Annotated in this window: 17 protein-coding genes; 5 read left to right on the top strand and 12 right to left on the bottom strand. The window is 68.8% G+C overall.

The features are described 5' to 3' along the window. The first annotated feature begins 82 nt into the window (after positions 1-82). Together ABIC25_RS03715 and ABIC25_RS03710 are read left to right on the top strand one after the other, a co-directional pair. The gene (locus tag ABIC25_RS03715; RefSeq protein WP_004022682.1) at positions 83-571 is read left to right on the top strand and encodes a hypothetical protein; all 489 of its coding nucleotides are present in this window, start codon (positions 83-85) and stop codon (positions 569-571) included. 102 nt (positions 572-673) lie between these two features. Then, positions 674-1,171: a DUF4395 domain-containing protein gene (locus ABIC25_RS03710; protein ID WP_004022681.1), complete on the top strand. Its 498-nt coding sequence runs from the start codon at positions 674-676 to the stop codon at positions 1,169-1,171. Between the two features lie 78 nt (positions 1,172-1,249). On the opposite strand, the gene ABIC25_RS03705 is transcribed toward ABIC25_RS03710, so the two are convergent. The 11 genes from ABIC25_RS03705 to ABIC25_RS03655 form a co-directional block, all read right to left on the bottom strand. Next, positions 1,250-1,426: a hypothetical protein gene (locus ABIC25_RS03705; RefSeq protein WP_167550895.1), complete on the bottom strand. Its 177-nt coding sequence runs from the start codon at positions 1,424-1,426 to the stop codon at positions 1,250-1,252. A 30-nt stretch (positions 1,427-1,456) separates the two neighbouring features. Then, positions 1,457-2,404 carry a Ppx/GppA phosphatase family protein gene (locus tag ABIC25_RS03700; RefSeq protein ID WP_354560011.1) on the bottom strand — a complete coding sequence of 316 codons (948 nt, stop codon included), beginning with the start codon at positions 2,402-2,404 and terminating at the stop codon, positions 1,457-1,459. Beyond that, positions 2,401-2,937, bottom strand: coding sequence for a DUF501 domain-containing protein (locus ABIC25_RS03695; protein WP_004022678.1), 537 nt, complete (start codon positions 2,935-2,937; stop codon positions 2,401-2,403). Before ABIC25_RS03695 ends, ABIC25_RS03700 begins: the two co-directional genes overlap by 4 nt. Before the next feature lie 10 nt (positions 2,938-2,947). Continuing rightward, positions 2,948-3,637, bottom strand: coding sequence for a septum formation initiator family protein (locus tag ABIC25_RS03690; protein ID WP_101819195.1), 690 nt, complete (start codon positions 3,635-3,637; stop codon positions 2,948-2,950). A 12-nt stretch (positions 3,638-3,649) separates the two neighbouring features. Beyond that, the gene (gene eno, locus ABIC25_RS03685) at positions 3,650-4,933 is read right to left on the bottom strand and encodes a phosphopyruvate hydratase (RefSeq protein WP_354560010.1); all 1,284 of its coding nucleotides are present in this window, start codon (positions 4,931-4,933) and stop codon (positions 3,650-3,652) included. Between the two features lie 183 nt (positions 4,934-5,116). Further along, entirely contained in the window at positions 5,117-5,905 is a 789-nt protein-coding gene (locus ABIC25_RS03680) for a lytic transglycosylase domain-containing protein (protein WP_354560009.1), read from the bottom strand. A 112-nt stretch (positions 5,906-6,017) separates the two neighbouring features. Then, complete coding sequence (locus tag ABIC25_RS03675) at positions 6,018-6,977, bottom strand: SUMF1/EgtB/PvdO family nonheme iron enzyme (RefSeq protein WP_494337980.1); 960 nt, start codon at positions 6,975-6,977, stop codon at positions 6,018-6,020. Next, positions 6,974-8,896 carry an adenylyl-sulfate kinase gene (cysC, locus tag ABIC25_RS03670; protein WP_004022673.1) on the bottom strand — a complete coding sequence of 641 codons (1,923 nt, stop codon included), beginning with the start codon at positions 8,894-8,896 and terminating at the stop codon, positions 6,974-6,976. Before cysC ends, ABIC25_RS03675 begins: the two co-directional genes overlap by 4 nt. After that, on the bottom strand, positions 8,896-9,879 hold the full coding sequence (cysD, locus tag ABIC25_RS03665; RefSeq protein WP_354560008.1) for a sulfate adenylyltransferase subunit CysD: 984 nt from the start codon (positions 9,877-9,879) through the stop codon (positions 8,896-8,898). The genes cysC and cysD overlap by 1 nt, the downstream gene beginning before the upstream one ends. After that, the gene (gene stf0 / locus ABIC25_RS03660; RefSeq protein ID WP_248645024.1) at positions 9,876-10,685 is read right to left on the bottom strand and encodes a trehalose 2-sulfotransferase; all 810 of its coding nucleotides are present in this window, start codon (positions 10,683-10,685) and stop codon (positions 9,876-9,878) included. The genes cysD and stf0 overlap by 4 nt, the downstream gene beginning before the upstream one ends. A gap of 141 nt (positions 10,686-10,826) precedes the next feature. Further along, positions 10,827-12,233 carry a sulfatase family protein gene (locus ABIC25_RS03655; protein ID WP_354560007.1) on the bottom strand — a complete coding sequence of 469 codons (1,407 nt, stop codon included), beginning with the start codon at positions 12,231-12,233 and terminating at the stop codon, positions 10,827-10,829. Positions 12,234-12,552: 319 nt separating this feature from the next. On the opposite strand from ABIC25_RS03655, the gene efeU reads away from it, so the two are divergent. The 3 genes from efeU to efeB are packed head-to-tail and all read left to right on the top strand — an operon-like array spanning position 12,553 to position 15,976. Further along, the gene (efeU, locus tag ABIC25_RS03650) at positions 12,553-13,449 is read left to right on the top strand and encodes an iron uptake transporter permease EfeU (protein ID WP_354560325.1); all 897 of its coding nucleotides are present in this window, start codon (positions 12,553-12,555) and stop codon (positions 13,447-13,449) included. After that, positions 13,446-14,654 (top strand): iron uptake system protein EfeO, encoded by a 1,209-nt coding sequence (gene efeO / locus ABIC25_RS03645; protein WP_354560005.1) that lies wholly within the window; start codon positions 13,446-13,448, stop codon positions 14,652-14,654. Before efeU ends, efeO begins: the two co-directional genes overlap by 4 nt. Continuing rightward, positions 14,651-15,976 (top strand): iron uptake transporter deferrochelatase/peroxidase subunit, encoded by a 1,326-nt coding sequence (efeB, locus tag ABIC25_RS03640; RefSeq protein ID WP_239400691.1) that lies wholly within the window; start codon positions 14,651-14,653, stop codon positions 15,974-15,976. The genes efeO and efeB overlap by 4 nt, the downstream gene beginning before the upstream one ends. Positions 15,977-15,998: 22 nt before the next feature. On the opposite strand, the gene ABIC25_RS03635 is transcribed toward efeB, so the two are convergent. Further along, positions 15,999-16,649 carry a GntR family transcriptional regulator gene (locus tag ABIC25_RS03635; protein ID WP_004022666.1) on the bottom strand — a complete coding sequence of 217 codons (651 nt, stop codon included), beginning with the start codon at positions 16,647-16,649 and terminating at the stop codon, positions 15,999-16,001. Positions 16,650-16,674: the final 25 nt, after the last annotated feature.

Here is a 16,674-nt window from a genome sequence, read left to right as displayed (position 1 = left end):
GGTGTGTCCCGGGGGTAGCCTCGGGACACACCGATCGAGGCTTTGTGCCGCAACCAACTCCTCCAGGGGGATTCCCACAGCGATGGTCGACAGCATCGAACGCAACAAGGATCTGTTCCAGGAATTGATCGAGTCCACGGCCACGCACGTCGGCCGGATCGCAACGATCATCACCGGCGCCGTAGCAGGCGTGACCCGCGAGATCGGTGAGATCGTGACCGACGGGTTCGAGATGCGCGAGGCCGCCCGCAAGGCCAAGGCCGACGAGCGGTCGGACGAGACCTTCGGCATCATCGATGCCGAGTTCGCGGACGCATCGACCGAGGTCGACCCGACGGATCCGTATGCCGAATCCGAACAGGCGAGAGAGGTGACCGGAGTGGACATGGACGAACTCCCCGACCGCATCGACGTCGGCGAGCAGGCCGGGATCGATCAGGAGGGTGAAATCTCACGGGAGGCCGAACTCGCCTCCGACGGCGGTGAGACCGACAAGGACGAACCGGACGTCGACGATCCGCGCGATGTCGCGGCCTCGGAGCCGCGGATGGATCCGACCGCGGGGTCCTGACCCCGGCTGATCGGATCACCCTGGGCACAATCGTTGCCCGCAGCGACGACCGCACGTACCTTGGTCGGCGGTTGTCCCTGCTCTTCCGGAGGTTGTCGCCCGATGTCGGTGCGCTCTGTACTCACGTTCCCGAACCCGGTCAACGACTATGCCGCGCGGTCCACCGCGGGTCTCGTCGTCGTCCTCGCCATCGTCGCGGTCGCGGTTGACACCCCCGTGCTGTACGGAATCCTGGCCCTCGGATTCGTCCTGCGCGTGGCGTCGGGGCCCACCCTCTCGCCATTCGGACAGCTCTCGGTGCGCGTGCTCGTCCCCAAGGTCATCCGTAAGGAGAAACTGGTACCGGGGCCGCCCAAACGGTTCGCACAGACCATCGGACTCGTCGTCAGCGCCACCGCATTCGTGCTGAGCCTGCTCGGCTACGGGTTGGCCGCTCAGATCACCACGGGCGTCCTGATCGCAGCCGCGACCCTCGAGGCCGTCTTCGGCTTCTGCCTGGGATGCACCATCTTCGGATTCCTGCAGCGCCGCGGCGTCATCCCCGAGTCCGTCTGCGAGGCGTGCAACAACATCTCGCTCCGCAATCCGGCCGCCGTCTAGCGCCCATTCATCACCAACGGCCGTGCCCACCACCCGCGAGGTGGTGGGCACGGCCGTTCGTCGTTTCAGGTGGCCGGTTCAGCCGTCCGACTTCACCGAGCGGTCCGGAACCGTCATGGCCATCATCATGATCTCGGTCTCGCTGTAGTCGCGACCGGGGTGTTCGGCCGCGAGGTGGGCCTGGACAGCCGGCACGAAGTCGGTCTCGAGAGCCGTGATGGACTCGCCACAGGGGCAACGCAGGTTATATGCCATGTGTCGCATGGTAACCGGGTTGCCGGGTACTCAGTCGAGGATTCCCATCGCGATTCCGTCGAGGATGTCGTGCTCGCTCACGACCAGTTCGGTGATGCCGGCCCGCGCGGACAGCACTCTCGCGAGCTCGAGGGTCACCAGAGCACCCCCGCCGATCACGTCGACGCGGCCGGGGTGCATGGGCCCCAACGCTGCGCGGTCGGCGCGTGTCATCCCGATCAGGTTCCGGCAGACCCGATCGAGTTCGGGCAGCGAGATCCTCGACAGGTGGATCTTGTCGGAGTCGTATTCGGGGAGGCCGGCGCCGAGCGCGGCCAGCGTCGTCATCGTTCCGGCGACGCCGACCCACGTGCGCGCCGACGCCACCGGTACCGCGGCGAAGGCCTCGGCCAGACGGGTGCGCGCGAATTCGGTCGCCTCCGCCAACTCCTCGGGAGTCGGCGGATCCGAGGGCAGCGCCCGCTCGGTCAGACGGACACATCCGATGTCGGCCGAGTGCGCCGCGGTCACTCCGTCGGCATCGCCGAGCACCACCTCCGTCGAGCCGCCACCGAGATCGGTGACCACGAAAGGCCCAGCTGCCGAATCCAATTCGCCGACGGCGCCGCGGAACGACAGCCGCGCTTCCTCGTCACCGGTGATGACCTCGGCGATGGCGCCCGTGGACACGCAGCCGAGCAGATCGGCGGTCATCGCGAAGAACTCGTCGCGGTTCGACGCATCGCGGGTCGCCGACGTCGCGACCATCCGTACCCGCTCGACGCCGAGCGATTCCATCGTGTCGACGTAGTCACTCAGTGCGACCCGCGTCCGTTCGATCGACTCGGCGGCGAACATCCCGGTCGCGTCCACGCCGTAACCCAGTCGGACGACCCGCATCTCACGATGGAGATCGATCAGAGTCCCGTCCGGCCCCGGCTTCGCCACCAGCAATCGGATCGAGTTGGTGCCGCAGTCCACGGCGCCGACGACGCTCACCCGCCGTCCCCTGCGGGGTCGGCCGGCTCGGGCCAGTCGGCCGGGATCGCGGTGCCGCGCAACCCGTTCGCGGCTGCGAGCGCCACCGCCTCGTCGCCGAACGGGTTCAACCCCGGGCCCTTGGCCAGTGAGTGCGCGATCAGGACGTGGAGGCACTTCACCCGATCCGGCATGCCCCCGCCGGTGAAGTCGGTCCCGAGCGGCTCGATCGCGTCGCGTTCGGCGAGGTAGTCCTCGTGCGCACTCCGGTATGCGGCGGCGAGCTCCGCGTCGTCGTGCAGGCGCGCGGTCATCTCCTTCATCACACCGGCCGACTCCTGGCGGCTGGCCTCGGCGGTCAGACGCGGATCGGTCAGGTAGTACAGGGTCGGGAACGGCGTGCCGTCAGGCAGCCGGGGCGCGGTCTTCACCACGGCGGGCCTGCCGTCGGGTGTGCGATAGCTGATCTCGAGGACCCCCCGCGGCTCGCGCCCGAGCTGGGCGGCCACCGTCGCGAGGTCCTCCGCGGAGACGTCGGGGTGAGGATTGGTCACGCGGAGATGCTCACTGCACGCCGGGTGGGGTCGACAAGGTGTCCCAGAGATTTCCGTACCACGGTGCGCGAGCACGCTCCTCGGCACGTTCGGCGGCCTCGCGCCGCGCCTCGTCGGCGGGGAACAACATCACGAGCGGGATCTCTCCTGGTTTGACGAACTGCAGACGTGTCCGCGCCTGGGCCTCGATGTAGGCGGGATCGTTCTGCTCGTTGACCTTCTGCTGGTAGTCCGCGACCTCGCGTCGCAACTGTTCGTTCGACGCGGTCAGCTGACGGAACTCCGACCGCTGGCTGAAGTACGTCCGCAGCGGCATCGCCAGGGTCAACGCCACGACGCACACCACGACGACGGTGATCACGAGTGTCGCGAGGCTCGCGGGGGTCATCGCGATTCCCCGCAGGCGAGCACCGAGTCCGTTGCGGGCGGGGCGGCGCCGGTTCCGCGGCGAACGCTCCCGTGCGACACGAGGGGTGCCGGCGTCCGAGGTGTCGGCATCCAAGGCGTCGTCGGCGGTCGGCGGGGCAGGGTCGGCGTGGACCTCCTGCTCGACGGCCTCGACCATGTCGTCGGACGACACGGGCTGGGTCGGGCGAGCGTGCCGCCGCGTGCGACGGGCGCGTTCGCGTGAGCGCGCGTCTACCCGACGATCGCGCCCACGCTGACGCCCGTCACCGCGGTGACGTCGCTGCGAAGCCATGCAGACAGCTAATCACGAACCAAACGAGAAACGCGGGAAGGCGAGGTCGCCCGCGTACCGTGCCGCGTCACCCAGTCCTTCCTCGATGCGCAGCAGCTGGTTGTACTTGGCGACCCGCTCGGAACGAGCGGGCGCACCGGTCTTGATCTGACCGCAGCTGCAGGCGACCGCGAGGTCGGCGATGGTGGTGTCCTCGGTCTCGCCCGACCGGTGGCTCATCATCGTCTTGTAGCCGTTGTTGTGCGCGAGCGCGACGGCGTCGAGGGTCTCGGTCAGCGTGCCGATCTGATTGACCTTCACCAGCAGCGCGTTCGCGATGCCCTTGGAGATGCCCTCCTCGAGACGCTCGGGGTTGGTCACGAACAGGTCGTCGCCGACGAGCTGCACGCGATCGCCGATCGACTCGGTCAGCTTGGCCCAGCCGTCCCAGTCGTCCTCGGACAGTCCGTCCTCGATCGAGACGATCGGGAAGTCGCTGATCAGTTTCTCGTAGAACGAGACCATCTCATCGGCGCCCAGTTCCTTGCCCTCGAGCTTGTAGGCACCGTTGGAGAAGAACTCGGTCGCCGCGGCGTCGAGCGCGATGACGACGTCACGGCCGAAGTTGTAGCCGGCCGTGCCGACCGCCTCGCCGATGACCGCGATGGCCGCCTCGGTGTTCGGCAGGTCGGGGGCGAAGCCGCCCTCGTCACCGAGGGCGGTGCTCATGCCCTGCTTGCCCAGGACACCCTTGAGTGCGTGGTACACCTCGGCGCCGCAACGGAGTGCTTCCTTGAAGGTCGGCGCGCCGACCGGGGCGATCATGAATTCCTGGAAGTCGATGCCGTTGTCGGCGTGCTCACCGCCGTTGATGATGTTCATCATCGGCACCGGCAGGATGTGGGCATTCGGTCCGCCGATGTAGCGGAACAGCGGCAGCCCGGCCGATTCGGCGGCGCCCTTGGCGACCGCGAGAGAGACACCGAGCAGCGCGTTGGCGCCGATGCGGCTCTTGTCGGGGGTGCCATCGCAGTCGAGCAGCGCCTGATCGACGAGGCGCTGTTCCTCGGCCTCGATACCGATCACGGCCGGGGCCAGGTCGCCGAGGACACCTTCGACGGCCTTGGTGACGCCCTTGCCCAGGTACCGTTCGCCACCGTCGCGCAGCTCGACGGCCTCGTGTTCGCCGGTCGACGCACCGGACGGCACTGCGGCACGGGTGAAGGTGCCGTCGTCCAGGACGACCTCGACCTCGACCGTCGGGTTGCCCCGCGAATCGAGAATCTCACGCGCACCTACCTGCTCGATGATTGCCACGGTTGCACCCCAATCTCGGTGGACGAGTTCGTCGGCGATATCCCAGGGGGCGAGGCCTCCGCGGGGCCGCCTACGCCGACGACGGCCGGTTCTGGTGCCGGCCGATACGCAAGAGCCTAGTGGCTGCGCCGAAGCCGCACGTGACAAGGTCGGCGCAACCCGCGCCGCCGTCGCCGACGGCGGTCAGAAGCGGACGTTGATCGAGTAGGCGTTCGCGTGATCGCGCACGTCGAGGACGTAGGCCATCGAATTGTTGTAGGTCCGGACGGCCTTCTCCCACCCCTCCGGAGTCGTCATGTCGTTGCCGGCGGAGACACAGAGATAGCGGGCCGCCGACAAGGCGGCGTCGTCGATGTTGTCCGGGTCGGGGATGCCGTCGCCACTGGCGTCGACTCCATATCGCTTCCATGTCTCGGGGATGAACTGGAACGGCCCCATCGCGCGATCGTGGGTGGGGTCCCCGTCGAGCTCGCCGCCGTCGGTGTCGCGGATCTCCATGTTCCCGCGGGTGCCGTCGAGTTTCGCGCCGCGGATGGGTGGGCTGACGTCCCCGTTCTCGGCCACCTCCGACCCCCGGTACTGGCCGTGCTTGCTCTCCACGCCGGCGATACCGGCCAGCGTCGTCCAGGCGATGCCGCATTCGGGGTGCTGCTGCCGTTGGATCTCGGCGGCGTTGCCGTACGCCTGCAACGAGATGATCGGGATGCCGGTGGACTCCGAGATCGGCACCGCCCAGTCGTGCATCTTGTTCGCGGTCCGTCCGGGCGCATTGATGTCGATGTACGGCTGCGGAACGCCCGCGCCCGGCGGGATGCCCTCCGGGATGTCCGGTCTGCTCAGCGACGGCAGATCGATGCACCCGGCCAGCAACACCGACGACGCGACCGCCACGGTCGAGGCCACGAGGCCGTTCTTCCACGAGAGCCGCCGCCTCGATTCCCGACGCGACGCATCCCGGCCCACCACACGCATTCCTGCCCTACTCCTGTCCCGGTCGGGGGTGCTTTCCCGGGCGGAACCGCCCGGTGGACCACGATCGCACAACCGATCGGGTCGCCCGAAGATCAACACACAGTCTGGTGACTCAACTGACCGCGGTGGAGATCGGTTCCCGTCGGGTGTCCCGGGGACCCACGGTCCGGAACCCGATGTTGCTCGCCGTCGACTCCGGCGTGTTGTGCGATCGCGCGGCGACGCGGTAGCGGTGACAGTACGAGTCGTGGCACAGGTGGCTGCCGCCGCGGAGAACCCGTGCGCTCCCCCGGGCCGGCCCCGACGGATCGGTGCGGTCGGACACCCGGTAGTACCGGGCGCTGAACCTGTCGGCACACCATTCCCACACGTTGCCGGCGCATTGGTACAGGCCGTGGCCGTTGGGCTCGAAGGTCCGGACGGGTGTGGTGCCGACCGGGCCGGTCGGCTCGTTCGGGAAGTCGCCGCGGAAGATGGTGCAGCGCGGATCGTCCGCGGTGGGCGGCTCGTCGCCCCAGGGGTACCGTGCCCCGCGCCGTCCGCCCCGGGCCGCGTACTCCCACTGCGCCTCGGTGGGCAGGGCACGTCCGGCCCAGTCGCAGTAGGCCTGGGCATCGCGGTGGCTGACGTGGACGACGGGGTGATCGGCCAGGCCGTCGAGGGTGCTGCCCGGACCGGCCGGGTGTCGCCACGATGCTCCGTCGACCGCCAGCCACCACGGGGTGCCCGGCACCGCCTGTCCAGGGGCGGTCGCGTAGGTGTGGAAGACCGCGGATCCGCCGAAGGTCTCGGCGTCGGTCCGGTGACCGGTCGCCGCCACGAAGGACGCGAACGCGGCGTTGGTCACCGCGGTGGTGTCGATCGAGAAGGCGTTGAGCTCGACCTCGTGGACCGGCGTCTCGCCGTCGGTGCGGTAACCCTCGCCGAAGGCATCGCCCATGTCGAAGACTCCGGCCGGGACACTCACGGTCTCGACGAGGTGCGGGCCGGACCCGAGGATCCCGTTCTGCTCGACCGTCGGTGACTCATCCGCGCCGTCGCGCGCGGGTCCTCGGGGATGACAGCAACTCACCCCGCCATGATGCCGCGATCCATCAGGGCGCCGAGGATCAGCGACGCCAGCCGGTCGATGTCCGCGCCGGTGGTGTCGAATCGCAGATCGGGGTTCTCGGGACTCTCGTAGGGCGCGTCGATGCCGGTGAGCCCGCGCAGTTCGCCGCGACGGGCACGCTCGTAGAGCCCCTTGGGGTCGCGGCGTTCGCACTCGGTGACCGGTGTGGACACGTGGACCTCGATGAAGTCGAGGTCGGCGGCACGGTGGAGTTCGCGGGCGATCTCACGATCCGAGCGCAGCGGCGAGACCATCGACGCGATGGCGATGACCCCCGCGTCGGCGAAGAGTCGGGCGACGTGTCCGACGCGCCGGATGTTCTCCGCGCGGTCACCGGCCGAGAAGCCGAGGTCGTCGGAGATCCCGTGCCGGATGTTGTCGCCGTCGAGCAGATAGGCGACGCGACCGCGGCTGACGACGGCCCGTTCGAGTGCCACGGCGACCGTGGACTTGCCCGACGCCGGCAGACCGGTGAGCCACACCGTGGCGCCGCGCTGTTCGGTGTGCGCCCATCGTTCGGCCCGGGCCAGCGAACTCGGATGCCACTTGATGTCGTTGCGGGTCGCCTTGCCGGGGACGACCTCGCGCGGTTCGAGGATCGTCCCCGCGCCGACCGTGTCGTTGGACGCCTCGTCGATGAGGATGAACGCGCCCGTGTCCCGGTTGCTCGCATAGGGATCCGCCGGCACCACCGACGACGTCCGCAGCGTGACGGTGCCGATGTCGTTGAGCACGAGTTCACCCGGGGCGACATGTTCGATGAGGGTGTCCGGGTCGAGGCGCCGCTCGAGCGACTGGACGGTCGCACGCACCGTCGACGGACCGTGTTTGAGCGCGACGCGGTCACCGGCGCGCAGCGGCGAGTTCGACAGCCAGCACACGTGTGCGTCGATCTCTCGCGCGAGGACCGGCACGTGCGCTCCCGGTGCGCCGCTGACGATGATGTCGCCGCGGCCGATGTCGATGTCGTCGTCGATCTGGATTCCGACCGAGAGCGGTGCCACCGCAACGTCTCTCGTGGGATCCAGGGTGTCCAGTGCGGTCACGGTCGACCGACTGCCAGACGGCAGCACGACGATCTCGTCACCGACACGCAGTGTTCCGGAGGCGAGCCGGCCGGTGTAGGTGCGCCGGTTCGACTCGCTGGGACGCGACACCCACTGGATCGGGAGGCGCAGTTCCTCGGTCACCGGCGCGGGCGCGTGCAGTTCGACGTCCTCGAGGTACTCCAACAGGGTTGCCCCGGGGTACCACGGCGTGTTCGACGAGCGGTGCACGACGTTGTCCCCGTGTTTGGCGGCCACCGGGATCGCCGGGATCTCCCCGATCCCGAGTTGCACCGCGAGTTCGGCGAGATCGGCGCGGATCTCGTCGAAACGGTGCTCGGAGTAGTCGACGAGGTCGATCTTGTTGACCGCCGCGATCACGTGGGGCACACCGACGAGCGTCGCGATCCGCGCGTGCCTGCGGGTCTGCCGGAGCAACCCGTGCCGCGCGTCGACGAGCAGGATCGCGACATGCGCATTGGACGCCCCGGTGAACATGTTGCGGGTGTACCGCTCGTGTCCGGGTGTGTCGGCGAGGACGTAACTGCGTGTGGGCGTGGAGAAGAAGCGGTAGGCCACGTCGATCGTGATGCCCTGCTCGCGTTCGGCACGCAGGCCGTCGGAGAGGGCGGCCAGGTCGATGTCACCGTCGCCGTCGGTGACCGCGGCGAGGTGGTCGGTCGGCAGACTTCCGGTGTCGTGCAGGATCCGGCCGATCAGTGTCGACTTGCCGTCATCGACGCTGCCCGCGGTGGCGATGCGCAGGAATTGCCGTGCGGCCGTGCCGGTCTGGTCGCCACCGGATACGACCGGCTGCGGAGAGGTGAGAGTCATCAGAAATACCCTTCGCGCTTACGGTCTTCCATGGCGGCGCTGGACGTGCGGTCGTCGGCACGGGTCTCGCCGCGCTCGGAGACGGTGGATTCACTGATCTCGGCGATGATCTCGGAGATGGTGGTCGCGGTGGACCGGACGGCGCCGGTGATCGTGAGATCGCCGACCGTGCGGTACCGCACCCACTCGGTCCGTACCTCGTCGCCCTCGCGGGGGCGAGAATGCTCCGAGACCGAGAGCAGGATGCCGTCCCGGTCGAACACCTCGCGCTCGGCGGCGAAGTAGATCGACGGGAGTTCGAGGCCCTCGAGTTCGATGTAGCGCCAGATGTCGGTCTCGGTCCAGTTCGAGAGGGGGAACACTCGGACCGATTCTCCGCGACGGATCCGCCCGTTGTACAACGACCACGGCTCGGGGCGCTGCGCGCGGGGATCCCATTGGCCGAACTCGTCGCGGAAGCTGAAGATGCGCTCTTTCGCGCGGGCGCGCTCCTCGTCGCGACGGGCACCGCCGAAGGCGGCGTCGAATCCGCCCTTCTCGAGTGCGTCGAGCAGGGTGCGCGTCTGCAGGCGGTTCCGCGAACCCGACGGGTCGGTGGACTCGGCGACTCGTCCCGAGTCGATGGACTCCTGGACCGAGGCCACGATGAGGTCGATGCCCTCGGGGTGCTCCGCGGTCGGCGCGACCCGACGGTCACGGAACTCGATCACCTCGTCGAAATTGTGCCCGGTGTCGACGTGCATGATCGGGAAGGGTAACGGCGCGGGCCGAAAAGCCTTCTCGGCCAGCCGGAGCAGGACGATGGAATCCTTGCCGCCGGAGAACAGCAGCACCGGCCGTTCCAGTTCGGCGACGACCTCGCGGATGATGTGGACCGCCTCGGCCTCCAGCACCCGGATGGCGGTCACATGGTCGACGTCGTCGCCGGGACGGTCCCGGCCGGCGGTCGCCCGATGGAGCGAGCCCTCGTCTACAGCGGTCACAGTGGGTATCCGTTCCGTTCGGCGTCGTCTCGATAGCGTCGGGCCCACTCCTTGGACCGCGAATTGGACTGTGGCTTCAGCGGCGGCGGGGGCGCCAGCTCCGGGTCCTGCCCGATCTTCTCCAGCACACGCGCGGTCGCCTTCGTGGGATCGTTGACCAGGTCGCGGAACTCGATCTCCAGCGGTTCGATCCCTTCGGCGGCAAACCAGTTGCGCCACTGTCGTTCCTGGTCGACGAGGATGCCGGCAAGGTGCGCGATACCGCCTGCGTGATACACCGCGTCGTCGTGCTCGTCGGCGTCGGAGCCATCGTGGCGCCACACGCGGGTCTGCACCGCACGCCACATCGAGACAGCCTGCGGCACAACATCATCACGATGGACATGGACGTAGAGCGGGTCGGCCCCGTCGAACAACCACCGGACGGCTTCGCGCAGCGCGCCCGAGGCGATGCGGCTGCGCGAGATCAGCAGCGGCGTCTGGTTCCACATCAGCTTGCCACCCCACACCCCGTTGGGGGTGCGCCCCGCGGCCCGGACGTCCGCGCGCCACGTCGCCGAATCGCGGGTGTCGATCACCCCGGGGTCGAGCGGATCGAGCAGCTCGACGATGGCCGGATCGGCGACTCCGGCGAACCATTCACGCGGCTGCGGCGCCTGAGACGAGTCGGGAAAGTACTGGAAGAACTCCTCCGGACGACCCGCGACGCCGGTGGCGGCGAGCGACTCCACCAGCAGCGTGCTGCCGCTGCGCTGGCTCGCGCACACCAGATAGTTTGCCGGTCCCGCTGAGGACGTCAGTGACATGAACGATGAGTCTAGCGAGCCGGAAACCCACCGCAAGCTGGCCTTTTACGCGCAAGAGGGGTGAAACCATTGACACCGGAACGTCGCTGTGCAGGGTCAGGACCGCGGTGTCCGAGTCGAGGAGTTCTCGCGGCGCGCCGCTCAGCCCTCGCCCGACGTGATGTCGCCGGCCAGCTCGCGCCGCGCGCCCAGCGGACGCCGCGACGGCAACGCCTCCTCCTCACTCGCGACCTGCGCCGCCTTGGCGTGGAATGCGTCCATGAAGGCCTGTGCGATCGCCGTTCCGGTGGCGTCGTCGGGTAGCTCGTCACCGGTGCGCGCCCGCCAGTCCACCAGTGCTCGCGCGAGATCGGACCGGATCCGGGCGTAGGACGGGTCGTCGGCGACATTGTTGCGCTCATGGGGATCGGAACGCAGGTCGTAGAGTTCGGCGCGGGGCCGATCCCGTTGCACTTCTTGCTGATCCAGCGATCGAGCGGACAGGCTGTCGGCGATGTCGAGCGGGAGCAGCAGCGCCGGTCGCGCCGCGTAGTTCTCGATGTAGCTGAACTCCTTGGTGCGCACGGCCCGGATCGGATCGAAGGCATCGTGGTAGGTCTTCTCGGTGAACACCTCGGTCCGGACCGCGGCGTCTGCCGCGCCCGCGAGCGCCGCGGCGTGCGAGTCGCCGTCGACGGCCTCCGGGATGTCCAGACCCACCAACTCCAGCAGTGTCGGGGTGAGGTCCACTCCGGAGAACAGGTCGTCGTAGACCGTCGGTGCGATGCCGAGCCGCGCGGGCGGCCGCATGATCAGCGCCACCCCGGTGCCCTCGGCATACAGCGTCGACTTGGCGCGCGGAAAGGCCAGGCCGTGGTCGGTGACGAACACGATCCAGGTGGAGTCATCGAGGCCCAGTTCGGCCACGGTGTCGAGAAGCCGGCCCACGGCGGCGTCGGCCTTGGTGATCGACCCGTGCAGACCCGCCAGGTCATCGCGGACGTCGTCGGTGTCCGGCAGGAAGCCGGGTACGGCGATGGTGCTGGTGTCGGCAGGTTTGTACTCGTCGGCCGGGTAGGGCCGATGCGTCTCGAAGAAGCCCGCGGTCAGGAAGAACGGCCGATCGTCGTGGGCATGACGCCGCAACCAGTCCTGGGAGCGGTCGACCACGTAGTCGCATCGCGAATCCGACACGTCCACCGAGTCGAAGCCGAGCCGGCCCGGGTCGGCGCTCTCGTGCTGCATCCCGAAGAGCGCCGATCGATACCCGGCGCCGCCGAGGAGCGCCGGGAGGGTCTGCACGTCCGGGAAGTACTCGAAGCCGTGGTGTGCGAGGCCGACGAGGCCGTTGCCGTGCGGATAGCGCCCGGTGAACAGGGAACCGCGGGCGGGCGAGCAGAGGGGCGCCGTCGCGTGCGCGTCGGCGAACCGGATACCGGACGCGGCGAGGTCGTCGAGCACGGGACTCTCGACGCCGTCGGCTCCGTAACACCGCAGATGGCGACCGAGATCGTGCCAGTGCACGAGGATCACGTTGTCGCGGCGCGCGTCATCGGGCGAGGAGAGCATCCACCCATGATGACGCAGACGATTCCCGTCCCGGGCCCCACCCACGCGGGCCGATTCCGACAATCCGCCCACCGCACAGCCAGACGACATCAAATCACCGTGCGCAAAAGTCCTGGCCGGGACCGAATCCGGGGGTGCGGGCGGCCGTGTGAGCCGATATGCCCTATGCCGGAGACCCTTTCGGGTCTAACCTTCGGTGTGGTTAGCCTCAGCGAACCTGCGGCGCCACCGAACCGGGAGGGAAGGCTTCGTGACACTGGTCGTATCGGACGGCGGCCTGTTCGCAGCAGCGAGCGACGCGCCCTCGACGTTCACGCAGATGTTCGGCAGCGGTTTGATCGGATTACGCGAAGGGCTCGAAACCGGCATCGTGGTCATGGTTCTCGTCGCCTACGTGGTGAAGACCGGACGACGAGACGCGCTCAAGTGGATCTGGTCGGGTGTGGCCGCCGCGGTGGCGATGGTCGTCGTGGTGTTCCTGGTGATCCACTTCGGCACGTCCACCATGACCCCGCTCGCGGCCGAGACCATCGCCGGGGTCGCCTCGCTGGTCGCGGTCGGGATCGTGACGTTCATGGTGCTGTGGATGAGCAAGGCCGCCCGGCACATCTCCGCCGATCTCAAGAGCGGGATGTCGCGGGCGCTCGTCGCCGGTCGGGCCTCGGTGATGGGACTGGCGTTCCTCGCCGTCGGGCGCGAGGGATTCGAGACCGCGTTGCTGATGGTCGGTTATGCCGAGAGCGTTTCCGGCGGAGTGTGGCCGTTGATCGGCCTGCTGCTCGGGGTCGTGGCCGCGGTCGCACTGACCGTGCTGATCTACCTCGGCGCGATCCGACTGGATCTGCGGTTGTTCTTCATCTACACCGGCATCTTCCTGATCTTCGTGGCGGCCGGGATCCTCACCTACGGCGTCGGCGCCCTGCAGACCGTCGGGTGGCTACCCGGGCACGGGGCGGTGGCCTTCGACGTCTCCGGGGGATACGACGCGTCGTCCTGGTACGGCACCGTGCTCGGCGGCATCTTCAACTTCCGGCCCGACCCCACCGTCCTGCAGGTCGTCGCGTGGGTCACCTACGTGGCCGTCGTACTGACGATCTTCTGCCGGCGGCAACTGAGCCCGGCACCCCAGGTCTCCCCCGCCGCCTCCGCTCCGGGCTCGACGTCCACGCAGAACCCCGCATCCGCGGAAGCCGCAACCGAAAGGAACCCTCAGTGAATCGCAGAACCGTGATGGCCGCCGGCGCGGTCGTGGCACTCGTGTCACCCGTGCTGCTGGCCGGCTGTACCCAGAAGGCCACCTCGGACGGTGCGATCACGGTCACGTCCACCAACGATGCATGCGACCTCGCGAGCACGGAGGCGACCACGGGCAACGTCGATTTCGCCGTCACGAACTCCGGCGACAAGGTCACCGAGTTCTACGTGTACGGCACCAACAACCGCGTACTCGGCGAGGTCGAGAACATCGGTCCCGGACTGTCGGGCAACCTCAGCGTGGAGATCGTCGAACCCGGCACCTACACGGTGGCCTGCAAACCGGGCATGGTCGGAACCGGCATCCGCACCGAACTCACCGTCGGCGGCGAGCGCAAGAAAAAGGCCGACGTGCCCGCGGACGTGACCGCCGCCAAGGGCCAGTACCTCGAGTACGTCCGCAACCAGCTCAACACCCTGCACGCACAGGTGACCGCCTTCGTCGGCAGCGTCAAGACAGGCGACCTCGACGCCGCTCGCGCCCAGTTCGGACTCGCACGCACACCGTACGAACGCATCGAGCCCGTCGCCGAATCCTTCCCCGACCTCGACCCCGCCATCGACATGCGGTGGGACGACACCGAGGACGGCGCCCAGCCGTTCACCGGCTTCCACCGCATCGAACGTTTCCTGTGGCCGCCGCAGCCGGCCGAGATCGGCGACGCACCCGGCCAGATCACCCCGGCCGACGCGCAGAACGCGGCCGCCACCGACAACCCGCAGACCATCGCGCCGGTCGCCGATCAGCTCCTCGCCGACGTGACCAAGCTCCGCGACGAGGTCAACGCACCCGGGTTCGAGTTCGAGACCGGGTCGTTCGTGAAGGGCCCCCAGGCGCTCATCGACGAGGTCGCCGCCACCAAGATCGACGGCGAGGAAGACCGGTACTCGCACACCGACCTGTGGGACTTCGCCGGCAATCTCGACGGCTCGGAGACCGCGATCGCGACACTGCAGCCGATCATCTCGGCGAAGGACCCGAAGCTGATGGACACCATCACCGCCCAGTTCGCCACCGTGCGCGACTCGGTGAACACCTATCGCTCCGGCGACGGGTACGTGTCCTACACCGAGGTCTCCGCGGACCAGCGCAAGGAGATGTCCAACCAGATCGACGCGCTGTCGGCGACACTGTCGCAGGTTCCCGGGATCGTGCTGGCCCAGTGAGTGATCCGACCTCCGACCCGCGCGACGGCGAAACCGATGCCGCACCCCGGTCCCCACGGCGCGGGTTCTCCCGTCGCGCGGTGATCGGCGGCGCCGGCGCCGGACTCGTCGTCGCCGCGGGCGGGGTCGCCCTCGGGCGGGCCTCGGCGTCGTCGCAGTCGCCACCCGGCCAGATCGTCGAGTTCCGCGGCGAGCACCAGGCAGGCATCACCACCGCAGCCCAGGACCGGTTGCACTTCGCCAGCTTCGACGTCGTCACCGACTCCCGCGCCGAACTCATCGCCATGCTGCAACGCTGGACCGCGGCGGCCGAACGGATGACTCGCGGCGAGGAGACCGTCGACGACGGCGCGACCGGACTCGGTGACTACACACCACCGGCCGACACCGGCGAAGCGCTCGGACTCGGCGCCGCGAACCTCACTCTCACCATCGGTTTCGGCCCGGGACTGTTCGGTCCCTGCGCCGCCGACCCCACCCGCCCCGACCGGTTCGGCATCGGTGACCGCAAACCCGCTGCCCTGCGAGACCTTCCCGGTTTCGCGGCGGAGAAGATCGAACCCGCACGGTCCTACGGCGACATCTGCATCCAGGCATGTGCCGACGATCCGCAGGTCGCGGTCCACGCGATCCGCAACCTGGCCCGCATGGCCTTCGGCGTGGCCGCGGTGCGCTGGTCCCAGCTCGGCTTCGGCCGCACCTCGTCGACCACCCAGTCGCAGTCGACACCACGAAACCTGTTCGGGTTCAAGGACGGGACCAACAACCTCCGGGCGGAGGACACCGAGCTGCTCGACCGCTGGGTGTGGGTCGGCGCCGAGGACAACCCGCCGGCCGCCCGCTGGATGACCGGCGGCACCTACCTCGTCGCCCGACGCATCCGCATGGACATCGAGCCGTGGGACCGCGCCCACCTGCTCGAACAGGAACAGATCGTCGGTCGCACGAAGGCGGCCGGCGCACCGCTGGGACAGACCGACGAATTCGACACACCCGACTTCGCGGTCACCTCCGGCCGCACGCCGGTCATCCCCCGCGACGCCCACATCCGGCTCGCGCATCCCGACAACCTCGGCGGCGTCCGAATCCTGCGGCGCGGGTACAACTTCACCGACGGCTCGGACGGCTTCGGCCACCTGGACGCAGGCCTGTTCTTCATCGCGTTCAACCGAGACACCGGACGGCAGTTCGTCCCGATGCAACACGCGCTCTCCCGCAGAGACGCGATGACCGAATACCTCATCCCCAACGGGTCGTCCGTCTTCGCCATACCCCCCGGGCTCGCTCCCGGCGAGTGGTGGGGACAACACCTCTTCGCCTGAGTCGCGCCCCGACGAGAGGGCCTCAGGTCCGGAGCAGGCGCACGAGGACGCCGGCGGCGTGCGCCCGTGCGGCCCGGTCGGCCCCGTCGGCGTCGCCGGCCTCCAGCGCCGCGACGATCCGGCGGTGTTCGGTCACGGCATGCCGGCGGTTGTCCTCGTGCGACCACATGTCGGACCGGTACAGGTGTGACTGGGTGTCGAGCTTCAGCAGGGCATCGCACAGCGGCGCATTGCCCGACAACGACCGGACCGCGGTGTGGAAGTCGAGGTCGAGTTCGGCGTCGCGTCGGTGATCGGGATCGGTGTCCAGCAACCGCTCCTGTTCTCGGACCCGCTCCCACAGGCCCGCCAGCTCCGCGCGCGTCACCCGCACCGTGGCCTGGCGGGCGGCGAGACCGTCGAGCACCTCGCGGACCTCGAAGACGTGCCGCAGCATCGCGTCGTCGAGCACCGCGACCTTCGCCCCGACTCGCGGGGTGTAGACGGCCAGCCCGTCCATGACGAGTTGCTGGACCGCCTCCCGAACCGGACTGCGCGAGACGTCCAGTCGAGCGGCCAACCCCGGAACCGAGAGCGACGCACCGGGTTCGAGGGTGCCGTCGAAGATCTCGTCGCGTATGCGGCGCAGGACCGACTGCGTGAGCAGGGCGCCGTCGTCTCCGTTTCCAGTCATGACCGTCCCAGCGTAGAAGGCCGCG

The organism is Gordonia sp. PvP123 (genome assembly GCF_040547295.1).
Lineage (GTDB): Bacteria > Actinomycetota > Actinomycetes > Mycobacteriales > Mycobacteriaceae > Gordonia > Gordonia terrae.
Note: the sequence above shows the minus strand (reverse complement) of the source record. Positions and strands in the feature narration are given on the sequence as shown.

Bases quoted from the DNA above. Each gene is read 5' to 3' on its own strand.
- ABIC25_RS03715 (WP_004022682.1), top strand. From the start codon at position 83: ATGGTCGACAGCATCGAACGCAACAAGGATCTGTTCCAGGAATTGATC.
- ABIC25_RS03710 (WP_004022681.1), top strand. From the start codon at position 674: ATGTCGGTGCGCTCTGTACTCACGTTCCCGAACCCGGTCAACGACTAT.
- ABIC25_RS03705 (WP_167550895.1), bottom strand. From the start codon at position 1,426: ATGGCATATAACCTGCGTTGCCCCTGTGGCGAGTCCATCACGGCTCTC.
- ABIC25_RS03690 (WP_101819195.1), bottom strand. From the start codon at position 3,637: ATGGCTTCGCAGCGACGTCACCGCGGTGACGGGCGTCAGCGTGGGCGC.
- ABIC25_RS03680 (WP_354560009.1), bottom strand. From the start codon at position 5,905: ATGCGTGTGGTGGGCCGGGATGCGTCGCGTCGGGAATCGAGGCGGCGG.
- cysC (WP_004022673.1), bottom strand. From the start codon at position 8,896: ATGACTCTCACCTCTCCGCAGCCGGTCGTATCCGGTGGCGACCAGACC.
- stf0 (WP_248645024.1), bottom strand. From the start codon at position 10,685: ATGTCACTGACGTCCTCAGCGGGACCGGCAAACTATCTGGTGTGCGCG.
- ABIC25_RS03655 (WP_354560007.1), bottom strand. From the start codon at position 12,233: ATGCTCTCCTCGCCCGATGACGCGCGCCGCGACAACGTGATCCTCGTG.
- efeU (WP_354560325.1), top strand. From the start codon at position 12,553: ATGTTCGGCAGCGGTTTGATCGGATTACGCGAAGGGCTCGAAACCGGC.
- ABIC25_RS03635 (WP_004022666.1), bottom strand. From the start codon at position 16,649: ATGACTGGAAACGGAGACGACGGCGCCCTGCTCACGCAGTCGGTCCTG.